10 protein-coding genes and 1 tRNA gene are annotated in these 12,292 nt (G+C 63.7%); 3 read left to right on the plus strand and 8 right to left on the minus strand.

The genetic code is table 11. The features are described from left to right. Positions 1-71: 71 nt before the first annotated feature. A complete protein-coding gene (locus tag EOJ32_RS10225; RefSeq protein WP_127898491.1) occupies positions 72-1,133 on the minus strand; it encodes an NUDIX domain-containing protein in 1,062 nt (353 codons plus the stop codon). Then, the gene (locus EOJ32_RS10230) at positions 1,130-1,987 is read right to left on the minus strand and encodes a hypothetical protein (protein ID WP_127898492.1); all 858 of its coding nucleotides are present in this window, start codon (positions 1,985-1,987) and stop codon (positions 1,130-1,132) included. The genes EOJ32_RS10225 and EOJ32_RS10230 overlap by 4 nt, the downstream gene beginning before the upstream one ends. 108 nt (positions 1,988-2,095) lie before the next feature. Between EOJ32_RS10230 and EOJ32_RS10235 the strand changes: the two genes are divergently transcribed. From EOJ32_RS10235 to tcmP, 3 genes are all read left to right on the plus strand, one after another. Then, a tRNA-Ser gene (locus EOJ32_RS10235) sits at positions 2,096-2,185 on the plus strand. Between the two features lie 381 nt (positions 2,186-2,566). After that, complete coding sequence (locus tag EOJ32_RS10240; RefSeq protein ID WP_127898493.1) at positions 2,567-3,334, plus strand: DUF5131 family protein; 768 nt, start codon at positions 2,567-2,569, stop codon at positions 3,332-3,334. Continuing rightward, the gene (gene tcmP, locus EOJ32_RS10245) at positions 3,334-4,485 is read left to right on the plus strand and encodes a three-Cys-motif partner protein TcmP (protein ID WP_127898494.1); all 1,152 of its coding nucleotides are present in this window, start codon (positions 3,334-3,336) and stop codon (positions 4,483-4,485) included. The genes EOJ32_RS10240 and tcmP overlap by 1 nt, the downstream gene beginning before the upstream one ends. A gap of 12 nt (positions 4,486-4,497) precedes the next feature. Here tcmP and EOJ32_RS10250 read toward each other — a convergent pair whose 3' ends face one another. From EOJ32_RS10250 to EOJ32_RS10275, 6 genes are all read right to left on the minus strand, one after another. Then, on the minus strand, positions 4,498-5,649 hold the full coding sequence (locus EOJ32_RS10250; protein WP_127898495.1) for a restriction endonuclease subunit S: 1,152 nt from the start codon (positions 5,647-5,649) through the stop codon (positions 4,498-4,500). After that, complete coding sequence (locus EOJ32_RS10255; RefSeq protein WP_205963145.1) at positions 5,649-7,214, minus strand: class I SAM-dependent DNA methyltransferase; 1,566 nt, start codon at positions 7,212-7,214, stop codon at positions 5,649-5,651. Before EOJ32_RS10255 ends, EOJ32_RS10250 begins: the two co-directional genes overlap by 1 nt. 17 nt (positions 7,215-7,231) lie before the next feature. Beyond that, the gene (gene hsdR, locus EOJ32_RS10260; protein ID WP_205963146.1) at positions 7,232-9,610 is read right to left on the minus strand and encodes an EcoAI/FtnUII family type I restriction enzme subunit R; all 2,379 of its coding nucleotides are present in this window, start codon (positions 9,608-9,610) and stop codon (positions 7,232-7,234) included. 157 nt (positions 9,611-9,767) lie between these two features. Then, positions 9,768-10,163 carry a hypothetical protein gene (locus EOJ32_RS10265; RefSeq protein WP_127898497.1) on the minus strand — a complete coding sequence of 132 codons (396 nt, stop codon included), beginning with the start codon at positions 10,161-10,163 and terminating at the stop codon, positions 9,768-9,770. Then, the gene (locus EOJ32_RS10270) at positions 10,160-11,485 is read right to left on the minus strand and encodes a recombinase family protein (RefSeq protein ID WP_127898498.1); all 1,326 of its coding nucleotides are present in this window, start codon (positions 11,483-11,485) and stop codon (positions 10,160-10,162) included. Before EOJ32_RS10270 ends, EOJ32_RS10265 begins: the two co-directional genes overlap by 4 nt. Next, positions 11,482-11,937, minus strand: a complete 456-nt coding sequence (locus EOJ32_RS10275) for a DUF2924 domain-containing protein (RefSeq protein ID WP_127898499.1) — start codon at positions 11,935-11,937, stop codon at positions 11,482-11,484. The genes EOJ32_RS10270 and EOJ32_RS10275 overlap by 4 nt, the downstream gene beginning before the upstream one ends. Positions 11,938-12,292: the final 355 nt, after the last annotated feature.

Consider the following 12,292-nt stretch of genomic DNA (forward strand, 5'->3'; position numbering starts at 1 on the left):
TTGTTCACAGGTGCAGGACTTTCCATTTACCTATACGCCCCCGGGTTGGAGGGGCAACCCCGCCCTGCCCCTCAGACCTGCGCCCGCAGCCGGTCCCGCCGCGCGTCCAGCCACAGGGACAGGGTGGCCAGCGGCCCATTGGCGATCTGTCCCGCATCCACCAGCGCGGACAGCGTTTCGCGGTCCATCAGGTGGCCGCGAATATCCTCCGCCTCTGAATCCAGCCCGTGGACACCGGCGCAGCCGTCCGGCAAGTCCGCGATGCCGACATAGTGATACAGAAACTCGCACAGCGCGCCGGGGCTGGGATAGGTGTTGAAGGCCGGGATCAGCCGCGTGACTTGCAGCCCCGCTTCCTCCTGCGCCTCGCGCAGGATCGCGGCCTCGGGGGTCTCACCGGCGTCCACGCGACCGGCGACCGGCTCCAGCAGCCATGGCTGCGGATCGCCGCGAAGGGCGGGGGCCATGCGGAACTGCTCGATCACCAGAACGCGGTCGCGGACCGGGTCCCAAGGCAGCATGACGGCAGCATCGCCCGACAGGAACGCCTCGCGGGTCATGGGGGCGGTCTCGCCGCCCTGATGCAGGGCATGGGTCAGCACCTGCCGCTCGACCCCGAAGAACCCCAGGAACGGCTGACTGCGCTGCTGAACGCGCAACGCATCGGCCAGACGCTGCGGGACGATTCCCTGCCCCGACGGCGCCGATGCGCGGGCGCGCAGCCGGCTGCCCGCCCAGATTCCCATCATCGGCAGCCGCCATGCCAACAGGTCCGCCTCCGTCCCGCTGGGTGCCTGCAGGATCTGGACCGCGATTTCGGCGGCGATCGCGTCACGGTCGACGATCGGCGCGTGATCCGGGGCGGGTCCGGGTCCGATGCCCATGACCTGCATCCTGCCCACCTCCTGCACCGTCAGGCCCATCACCGCGGCATAGCGATCCAGCTGCGGCGTCGGCTGTATGGCCAACCCCGGGACCGACCCCGGCGCAGGCAGCAGCGCGGGCCAGCCGTCAAGCACGACCCCCGCCCGGTGGCCGCCGGTCAGGACACCCGGTACCTCGACGGGCGTTCCGTCAAGGCCCAGCACCGCGCGCAGCTGCGGCTGCGCCAATGCGCCGACGACGACGATCAAAGCTGCTGTCCCTGACCGCGAAGCGCCGCGGCCATGCCCATGTCATACGAGGTCTGTCCGAAAACCCGGTCGAACCCCGCAAACAGCAGCTGCGACAGCGCCTGCCCCTCGGCCGATGCGGCGTGCTGGGCATAATCCGCAAGTTCGGCGTCGCTCAGCGGGCCATAGGCCAGCATCAGGAAACCCTGCAGCCAGACCGTCGCCTCCGCCTCGATCTGGTCGCGCTGCGCCCAAGCATCGGCCATCAGCTGCTGTTGATCCGGGGCCATGTCGAACCCGCCCCCTTCGGCATAGCCGCGGGAAAAGGCGATGGCCGCGTTCAGGCCACCCGCGACATTGGGTGCGATCAGGTCTGCTCCGTCGATCAACTGGACGATCTGTTCCGCACGCGGATCACCGTTGCGCAGGGCGCGGGCAAAGTCCGCCCGTGCCTGATCCTCGACCCCCTCCTCCAGCAGGGCGCGCCGCGCGGACCCCTCCAGGCGGATGACCCGCTGGCCCAGGCCGGACCCGTGAAAGGCCAGTGCCCGATCCACCAGCTGCGGGTCCATGCGCGCGGCGGCGTCGCGGACGCCCGCCCGGAACAGCGCCTCCATCCGCGGGGTGTCGTGGATTCGCGCGACGACACGGGCCCACGGCAGGCCGCCCCCGGCGATCAGCCCCTCGCCCTCCATCCGGGCGGCCTCGGTCACGGCCTCCTCCTGCAGGATCGGCATCAGTGCGGCCAGGTCCAGGGTGCGCCACATGCGGTCGGCCGGGTCCTGCTGCATCTGCACCAGATGGATGTCCGCAGGCGGCGGCACCGCCGGAACGGGAGGTGCCAGAACGGCAAGCAATCCCAGAATGGTCAGCATGTCCCGCACCTTTCGCGAAAAATTTCGACGGTCGGGATTTTTTCGTCCAAACCCTCTTGCGCTTCAACCCCCACCCCTCTAATTCCGCGTCACCACACCAAGAAGCGCGGAGAGGTGCCGGAGTGGTCGAACGGGGCGGTCTCGAAAACCGTTGAGCCTGCAAGGGTTCCGTGGGTTCGAATCCCACCCTCTCCGCCACTTGCCCCCGCGAAAGCGTTCTCCCGATCCGGCCGCGGCTGGATTTTCTCGTTGTTTTCGAGGGTTATGCGGGTTGGACTGTTAACCGGCCTACGCCCCGAAGGGCGGACACGCGTTCTCTCCGGGCCGATATTCTCCGGACCTGTTAACCGCCGCGCTTTCGGTGAACAGCTTTAAATCATTGCTTTAAAGTGATCTTTCGAAGTCCGTGATGCACGCGATTTGGAAAATTCATCTGGATGGCGGATGGAACAGAGATCGAACGCCGCCCGTTGCGCGCTGGTTCGGCTGCGGCTGGGACCAATCTCACCTCAGCCGCTGTTCGTGCTTTGTGCTGAGTCAACCGCGTGTTACCGTTGTGAAAAAGTGTGAGGCGAGCAGTTGGCCCAGAAGTCAGACATCGAATGGACGGACGCGACGTGGAACCCGGTGACGGGCTGCACCAAGGTCGGTCCCGGTTGTGACAACTGCTACGCCGAGCGGTTCGCAGAGCGCTGGCGTGGGATCCCTAGACACCCCTACGAGCAGGGCTTTGACCTGACACTCTGGCCGTCGAGGCTGAAGCAGCCCGTGCTCTGGAAAAAGCCGCGGATGATCTTCGTGAACTCGATGAGCGACCTCTTCCACAAGGACATCGACCGTACATTCATCGACGCGGTGTTTGACGCCATGGAGCAGGCGGACTGGCACGTCTACCAGGTGCTGACCAAGCGCAGCTCGCTCATGCGCAACTACGTTCGGAAGCGGTATGATGGAGGGCCGATCCCTCGGCACATCTGGCTCGGCGTTTCTGTCGAGGACGCCGCGCACGCGAGCCGGATCGAGCACCTGAAGCAGATCAATTCCGACGCGCGCTTCATCTCGTTCGAGCCGCTGCTCGGACCGGTCGGGGATTTCGATCTGCAGGGCGTCGCTTGGGCCATCGTCGGGGGGGAGAGCGGCCCCAGGGCTCGGCCCATGGACGAAAGCTGGGTCCGCCAGATCCGGGACATGTGCGGACGTGACGACGTCGCGTTCTTCTTCAAGCAGTGGGGCGGTGCAAGACCGAAATCCGGCGGGCGCCTTCTCGACGGTGAAGAGTGGAATGGTTTTCCCTGGCAGATCGTTCCCGAACCTATCATTCGCGCCCTGCAGCCCGAGGATGCCTGATGCCGCCCAGGATAGAAAACTATCACGGGCGCGAACAGTCCTTCATCAAGCATCTGTTTCTCAACAAGTATCTCGAGTCCGCAGCCTACAAGCTGTTCCAAGGCAGATCGCCGGTCTTCAACTTCGTGGACGCCTTCGCGGGCCCTTGGCGGGTATCTGACACTAACAGGTATTCCGACGCCTCGTTTTCTCAGGCCATCGAAACATTGGAAACGGTTCGGCGATCTTTGCTCGATATGGGACGTCCCGGCCTCCAGGTCCGTTTTCGGTTCTGCGAACGGAACCCTGTATCCGTCGCGAAATTGCGGGAGTTCGCAGCCCAGAAGCCGGAGTTCGACATTCAGGTGTTCTCAGGCCAGTTCGAAGACAACCTCGACGGCATACGCACTGCCTGCCGGGACGGCTTCACCTTCACATTCATCGATCCAACCGGCTGGAATGTTGAATCCGCCAAGGTTTTTGAGTTCCTGCGGAGCCTGAACGGCGAATTCCTTTTCAACTTCATGGCTGAAGAGGTGAACAGGCACGCTGGCTGGGATGGAGTTGCGGCATCCGTCGGTCGGTTCCTGGCGGATCCTGCTTGGAAGGATGCATTCGAGGCGATGCCGGAGGGCTCGAACGAGACCAAGATCCTGCAGCTCCTGAAGGCCAAGATGAAGGAGGCCCGGGTCGCCACCTACCTGACCGATATGGCTATCCGAAAGCCGCGTGAGGATCGCATCAAGATGCGGCTCATACTTGGCACTCATAGTGGGATCGGCGTCGAGGTTTTCCGGACCGTTCAGGAAAAGGTGGAGAAGGAAGCTGTCCGCACGCGCCACGCCATCCAGACCGAGGAAAGCAGGCAGTCGCAGCTGTTTCCAGAGGACCAGATCATCGCGTTCGAGACAGATCGCGACGGGGTCGGATGCTCTGCTCATGTCGGTTGGGCGACCGAACTCCTGTTGCAGACGGTTTCAAAGAGACCGGGGATCGCGTTCGGGCCACTTGCCAGTGAGGTGATGGAGTTAGTGCCGGTGCGGACCACACACCTCAACAAGATCGCGACGGCTAACCGAAAAGCCGGCTTGCTGCGTTTCGACCTCCCAAATGGCAAACGGACGCCGAGCCCAGATACACGAATCTGGGCTGGAACGGCGTCGGATAAATAGGCCGGTCGATTCTCACGCCGCCTGATGCTGCCTGCCAAATGTCTCGTGCAGCATGGCTGGGATCAGGGCCTCGACATCCTGCGCAGTGCTAACGCGGATGGTGCGGGCTTCGCGAGCCTTCGCATGCAGACGGTCGAACCATTGCTGGCGGTCGATCGGTGGCGTCGGAACTGAGATTGCCTCCAGCGCTCCTTGCCCCAGAGTGCGGTTCCTGTCGGCACTTCCGGGTGATGCGGATTGCACCTTGCCGAGACCTTCAGAGGTCTGGAGGTAGAACCAGATGAACTCGGCTGTCGCGAGCCCCTGAGTGGGAACGCATGTCAGGTAGCGGTGCGAGCCGACCCGCCCATGGTCATCGCGGCCAGCCACCGCGAACGCCCCCTCCCAAGCCTTGATGTTGCTGAATACGAGGTCGCCTTGCTGAACAAGGAAGAGTTTTTGCCAGCTCAGTTCCGCGCCCAGCAGATCGGGTTTGTGAAAAGTACCGCGGCCGAACGAACGGACGCCGAGCTCGGGATAGCTCGCGTCAAGATCGATCTCGACCGGCCTGCGCACCAGCGGCGCAACCTCGGCCATGGGGCGCAGGGGGGCGCCGTCGATCGCGCGCTGGAAGGCTTTCAGCAGCAGTGCCTGCGTTTCCTGCTCGGCCGCCTCGATGGCGTTGCGGCGTGCGTCCACCAGCGCCGCGACCCGGTCGAGCTTTACGACGATGCGACGCTGTTCGTCGAGGGACGGAAGCGGGACCATCATTCTCAGGAACTTGTCTTCCTTCATGCGCACCCGGTTCGTTGATCCTTCGCTTGCCCGACGGCACAGGTCGATGAACTCGGGAGTGCGTGAGTACCACTCGAAGTAGTGCGGCAGTACTTTTGAGGCGTCGATGTCGAAGCAAGGGAAATCGTTGCTGACCAAGGCGCCGTCCAATTCCTCGGGAACGATCCCGTAGGCGCCGTGGCGAGCATCGATCCGCGAGAGCAGAAATTGGCCGGCCTTGGCACAGTACTGTCGCGCAGCGGCTATTGCGCTGCCCGGAACTTCACCGCGAAGCGTCAGGCCTTTTCCCCAGAGTCGCGCCGTGATCTGCTTGTACTGACCGTCAGGTTCGACATTTACCCAGCTTTCGGACTTGGTGAGGAAGTCGGAGATGGCAATCGATCCCCACATCACACGCGCTCCGCCAGCACGGCCTTGATCTCGTCCATGATGCCAATGATCCGCTGTTCCTGTGCGATGATCGCGTCCACGATCTCGGCCGGCGCACGGTGATCGACGACCTCGCCGGAATGCGGGTTCTTGATGTCCAGGTTGCAGGCGACAACACGATCCTGATCGTCGCGCTGGATCAGCTCACCGGCAGAGACCTTCCAGGCGCGCTCGTTCGGCTCGCGCTTCCTCCACCAGGCGAGGCAGTCCGCAAACTCCTCGTAGGCCATGGGCGCGGTCTTCGAGTACTTCTTGCGGCCCTCAGGCAGCGGCATCTCGTAGTACCAGATATCCTTCGTCGGTCCGGTCGTGTCGAAGAAGATCAGGTTCGCCGGGATGTCCGTGTAGGGCGCGAACACCCCTTCACGCAACCGGACCACTGTGTGCAGGTTGAATTTCTCGAGCAGGTCCGCCTTGATCCGCGCCGAGATGCCATCGCCGAACAGCGTGCCGTGCGGAACGACGACTGCGGCCCGCCCGCGCCCAGCGCGCTTCAGCCGCCGCATGATCAGTTGCAGGAACAGCAGTGCCGTCTCGGCCGTGCGCCGGTCCTCGGGAAAGTTGTTGAGGATGCCTGTCTCCTCCTCGCCGCCGAACGGCGGATTGGTCAGGATGACATTGACCCGCTGATCCTCGCCGATCTCCGCCAGGCGGAAGCGAAGGGCGTTGCCGGGGTCGATGCGCGGGGCATGCAGGCCGTGCAGCAGAAGGTTGAGCTGGGACAGAAGGAACGGCAGCGACTTGGCCTCGCCGCCGAAGAAGCTGTCCTCCTGCAGGATACGCCGCTTCTCGACTGTATCGGCCTGGCGCTCGAGATGCTGGAAGGCCTCGGTCAGAAATCCCCCGGTTCCGCATGCCGGGTCGAGGATGGTCTCGCCCAGCTTCGGGTCGGTCACTTCGACCATAAACCGCACGACAGGCCGAGGCGTGTAGAACTCGCCCGAGTCTCCTGCAGCGTCGCGCATCTCTCGCAGCAGCGTCTCGTAGAGGCGGCCGAGGGTATGGACTTCCTCCGACGAGTCGAAATGGATGCCGTCGATCAGGTTGACCACGTCGCGCAGCAGATAGCCGCTTTCCATGCGGTTGGCGAAGCCCTGGAAGACCGTGGCGATCACGTCGCGCCGCTCGCGCCGGCCATTGTCGCCGCGCAGGGCGCGGAGATAGGCGAAGAGCCCCGGGCCGCGCGTGTCGTCCGGGCGCTCGGTCATTTCGGAAACGAGAAACGACAGGAGGTCGGGGCCGGTGATGCCATCCGCATCTGCCGCCCAGTCGCGCCAACGATAAGGGGCTTCGATAATCGGGCGATAGTCCTTGCCTGCGAGCTCCGCGCGTCCTTCCTCGATCCGTTCCATGTCGTCGAGGAACTTCAGGAACATGATCCAGGTCAGCATCGGCAACCGATCGAGGTCGCCGTTCAGCCCCTTGTCCTTTCGCATGATCTTGCGGGCGGACTTGATGATGCTGTCGAGACGCTGGGCAGTGGTCAGTTGCTTCGGCGCAGCCTTCTTACGGGCGGTTCTGGCCAAGTTGGATCTCCTTCAATTCAAGCGGTGTAGAGCAAACGCTGCAGCTCGGTGACGGCGCTGCGCAGCTCCTTGCCCCCGCCGAAGCGGGCGGCGATTTCGATGACGTTGCCCCACTCGTTGAACGGGGGCACTTCCAGGATGTCCGGAAGCTTGAACTGGGCACTGCCATGTTCGGCATACTTTTCAAGCACGGCATCCAAGACCTCGCGGGCATCCGACCCGAAGCGGTCCAGAAACTCGTCCTGCTCTCTCAGCAGACGGTCAGCACGCTCGCGCCGGGTTCGCAGCGGCGCGTTATATGCCAGATGGCAAAGGAGATCGAACGGATCGGCCTCCGGCTTTCCGACTGCATCAGCCAGGGAATCGAGGTCGATGCCCTTCTCCTCGAGCCGCTCGACGATCTCCGCCCGGCGTTCGGGGTCAAGCCAGTCCGTGCGCAGTTCCGACGCATTGGGATAGAGCGTGCGAACTTTGTCGCCGGTGTAATCGGTAAGCTGGCGGCAGGCGAGCTGCCGCCCGTCAGAATCGAGTTCGTAGACGAGGTGCCGGACGATCGAGACCTCGCCGCCATCAACATAGAACTTGCGGGGCCCGTTCTCGCCCTCGTCCCCCAGATCGACGGGTCCATCCGGCATATCGGGCCCTTCTGGAAAATCGTCGGGATCCAGTGCCACTTCTTCGATCTCGCGCTCTTCCACGATGTCGCCGTCTGAATTGATGACCGCTTCGTCCTCGCGGACGGGATCGCCGTCAAAGGCGGGATCGGCGAACATGCGCGTCGCGGTCCCGGTGTAGTCGATGATGTTGAAGGCGAGCTTGCCGTAGTCGGGCCTGAGACGGGTGCCTCGCCCGATGATCTGCTTGAACTCGGGCATGGAGCCCACGACCCGCGCGAGCACCACGTTCTTGCAGGTCGGGGCGTCCACGCCGGTCGTGAGTAGCTGCGACGTGGTGAGGATGACCGGCGTCTGGGTCTCGACATCCTGAAACTTCGCCCTGTGCGCGCTTCCTACATCGCCTTCGTCGGACGTCACGCGGCAAACGTAGTCGGGATGGTCCTTCACGAGATCGGTGTTCAGGGCGGCGAGCGCCTGCCGCATCTCGAGCGCGTGTTCCTGGTCGACGCAGAAGACGATGGTCTTGGCGAAGCGGTCGGTCTCGGCCATGAAGCCCGCGAGATGTCTCGCAATGGCCTGCGTTCGTGCACGCAGCGCCACGACCCGCTCGAAGTCCCGCGTGGAGTATTCGGCGTCGGGGATTTCGCGCCCATAACGATCAAGTTCACCCCGCGTCGGTCGCCATCCGGCGGCGTCGTAGTCCGAGATGACGCGGTGGACGCGATACGGGGCCAGGAAGCCGTCAGCGATGCCCTGCGCGAGGCTGTACTCATAGAGCGGATCGCCGAAATAGTTGTAAGTGTCGACGTTATCCTCTCGCCGCGGCGTCGCTGTCATCCCGATCTGGGTCGCATGCTCGAACCACTCGAGGATTTCTCGCCAGTTGCTGTCGTCCCGGGCGCTGCCACGATGGCATTCGTCAATGATGATGAGATCGAAGAAGTCGCGCGCATACTCTCGGTAGAGGCCGGGACGGTTCTCGTCACGCGCGATGGACTGGTAGATCGCGAAATACATGTCGCGGCTCTTGACCGCCACGCCGCCAGCTATCTTGTGACGGGCGTCGCCAAACGGGCTGAAATCCTTTGCCATCGGATCGTCGACCAGGACGTTGCGATCAGCGAGAAACAGGATCTTCGGGTTCCGGTTCACCCCTTTGGAATTCCAGCGTGCCGACCACAGCTTCCAGCAGATCTGGAAGGCGACGGCAGTCTTGCCCGCTCCGGTGCACAGTGTGAGCAATGCCCGCTTCCTGCCCTGAAGCGCCGCCTGTACGGCGCGGTTCACGGCGATCTCCTGATAGTAGCGAAGCGGTTTGGCTCGATCTGGAAAGGTGGGCGTCAGCAGCCGTTCGGCCACCTGGTCGTCGACAATGCCCTCGGCACGGCGGAGCCGAGCCCAGAGGTCATCAGGCGCTGGGAAATCAGCAATAGTTCGCTCGATGCCGGTCGTGTAGTCGAACTCGACGATCTCGATCCCGTTGGTCGAATACGCGAATTGAAGACCAAGTATTTCGGCATATTCCTTGGCTTGTTGGAGCCCCTCCGCGGCGTGCCGGTAGCGGGATTTGGCCTCAACGACGGCGATCGGGAAATCCGGATTATATCGGAGAAGATAGTCTGAACGCTTCTGTTTTCCGCGGCGAGCCTTGCCACCGACAAACACGACCCGGCCGTCGGTGAAAGTCCTCTGCTCGTTTATCGCGTGCGGGCGATCATCCCAGCCTGCTTCCTGCAGTTTCGGGACGACGAACTTTCTGCAGGTATCGGCTTCGTTCATGCGCAATCTACTTCGCCCGGTTTCGACATGCCATCGCGCAGCAAACGGCTTGTCAAAGAACTCGGCTCAGATCAACGCGCAATTCTTTGGTTGGGCAGCTCTTTCGCCTGACAACGGCTCGGAGAAGCTACAGCGTGGCCGACTGATGCCGCAAGCCTTATTCCGTCCCTGGCAGCAAGGACTCGCGCTGCCTCGACCAGTCATCAGGGATCTGCACTCTCAGCGACTGAAGCGTCAGGCCCGGTGGATGCCGTGCGTCGAGTATCGCCTCGACGAGATCGGGTGCAAGCTGCGTCAGCCGAAGCACGCGCGTGAGGTAGGAGACAGCGATGCCTTCGTGTGCGGCGAGGTCGGCTACCGTGGCAAAGTCACCGTTGTCGAGCATGCTTTTCCAGCGGAACGCGCGCGCAAGCGCCTTGATGAGCGTATCGTCCGGCCTCCCGCGCGCTTGGGTGTCTGAGGGTCGCTGCATCTCCTTGCGCCCGCCGCGCTTCACGATGCGGAATGGCACGTGGATTGTCACTGTCTCGGGGACCGCCGTCGCGCGGGTCATGCCGCTGCTCCGATGCTGCCAGATAGCATCTCGCGCGCGAGCCCTCCGAGGCCGTCCATCCGGAGCCGGACGTTTAACCCGCCTGTGCCGATGTCGGCACGCTCGACCAGCAATGTCACGATGCGTGCCTGCTCGGCAGGGAAGAGTTCGTCCCACAGCGGGTCGAGCTGCTGCAATGCCGCGCGGGCGTCGGCCTCGGAGACGCCGTCGGCGTGGGCACGCGCCGCCTTCCAAGTCCCCGCAACAATCTCTGGCTGTCGGAACACGACACGGAGTTGGTCGATGACCGCGGCCTCGATCTCCCCCGCCGGCACGCGACCGACCGGGCATGATCCGGCCCCGTGCTTCAGGACGGTCTGGCTGACGTAGTAGCGGTAAAGCCTGTCGCCCTTGCGGGTGTGCGTTGGCGAGAAGGCCGCGCCATCGGGCCCGAACAGCAGCCCCTTCAGCAGCGCGGGTGTGTCGGCGCGGGTGCGGGCTGCTCGCTTGCGGGGGCTTTCGTGCAGAATGGCGTGGACGCGGTCCCACGTCTCGCGGTCGATGATGGCGTCATGCTCGCCGGGATAGCTCTCGCCCTTGTGCACCGCCTCGCCGATGTAGGCGCGGTTGCTGAGCATGCGGTAGATGTACTTCTTGTCGATCCGGTTGCCGCGCGGCGTCCGGATGCCGAGAGTGCCGACCTCCCGCGCAAGCTCCGTGGCGGAGCCGATCTCGACGAACCGGGCGAAGATCCAGCGGACGTGGTCGGCGCGCTCGTCGTCGATGACCAGCTTGCGGTTCTCGACGCGATAGCCGTAGGGCGGCACCCCGCCCATCCACAAGCCTTTCTTGCGGCTGGCGGCGACCTTGTCGCGGATCCGCTCGGCCGTCACCTCGCGTTCGAACTGGGCGAACGAGAGCAGGATGTTCAGCGTCAGCCGCCCCATGGAAGTGGTGGTGTTGAACGACTGTGTGACCGAGACGAACGTCACGTTGTTCCGGTCGAACACCTCGACCAGCTTGGCGAAGTCGGCGAGCGAGCGCGACAGGCGGTCGATCTTGTAGACGACCACCACGTCGATCAGCCCGTCCTCGATGTCCTCCAGCAGCCGCCGCAGACCGGGCCGCTCCAGCGTGCCGCCCGAAATGCCGCCGTCGTCATACTGGTCGCGGACCAGAACCCAGCCCTCGGAGCGTTGGCTGGCGATGTAGGCCTCGCAGGCCTCACGCTGGGCATGCAGCGAGTTGAACTCCTGCTCCAGCCCTTCCTCCGAGGATTTGCGGGTGTAGACCGCGCAGCGCAGCTTGCGGACGACCTTGGTTTTTTCGGGCGGCTTTGTCATGTCCGCCCCCTGTGGTTCTTGAGCCCGAAGAAGACCCAGCCGTTCCAGCGCGTGCCGGTGATCGCGCGCGCGATGGCGGACAGCGACTTGTAGGGCCGCCCCTGCCACTCAAAGCCGTCCGCGGTGACTGTGACGATCTGTTCGACGCCCTGCCATTCGCGCAGCAGCCGGGTGCCGGTGATCGGGCGGTCGCGGTCGAGGCGCATTCCGCGCTTCTTTTTGTCCCCGCCGTCCAGTTCCTCGCCGAGCCGTTCCAACCGCCGGATCGTCTCCGGTTTCAGCCCGCCATAGGCGAGTTCCTGGATGCGATAGGCGATGCGGCTTTCGAGATAGCGGCGGTTGAACGGCGGCGGCTCGCTGTCGAACAGGTCGCGCCACTGATTCTTCAGGTCGGGCGTCGACGTGGTCTTCAGCGCGGCCAGGCGCGCGGGGATGGGATCGAGCTTGTTCATGCATTTCTCCGGTGAGTTGGAGTTGCATGACGGCATTGGTCGGGCGGATAGTGTAGGCAACGTTCTCCAGTATCGTCAGATACTTCGTCCGTCTTTCGCATCCGCAACCGAGCCAGCCCGAGCGCCAGCAGGCCGCACAGCTCAGTGCGGCGCTCTGCGGGCGTCATCTGGTCGGGCGGCAGCGGATTCGGGCGCTTCATGTTTCGGTAGCCGTGATCGGTGGTACTTACCGATCAAAAGCCACCCCACTGGCCGTAACGGGACATCACTCGTTACAGGATTCAGGGTTGCGAACAGGTAGAGAACATCGGGACTTGCCGATCACCGATTTGTCCGCGACAATCGCGAGTTGAAG

It is taken from the genome of Paracoccus sp. Arc7-R13, assembly GCF_004010775.1.
In the GTDB taxonomy this organism is placed as follows: Bacteria; Pseudomonadota; Alphaproteobacteria; order Rhodobacterales; family Rhodobacteraceae; genus Paracoccus; species Paracoccus marcusii.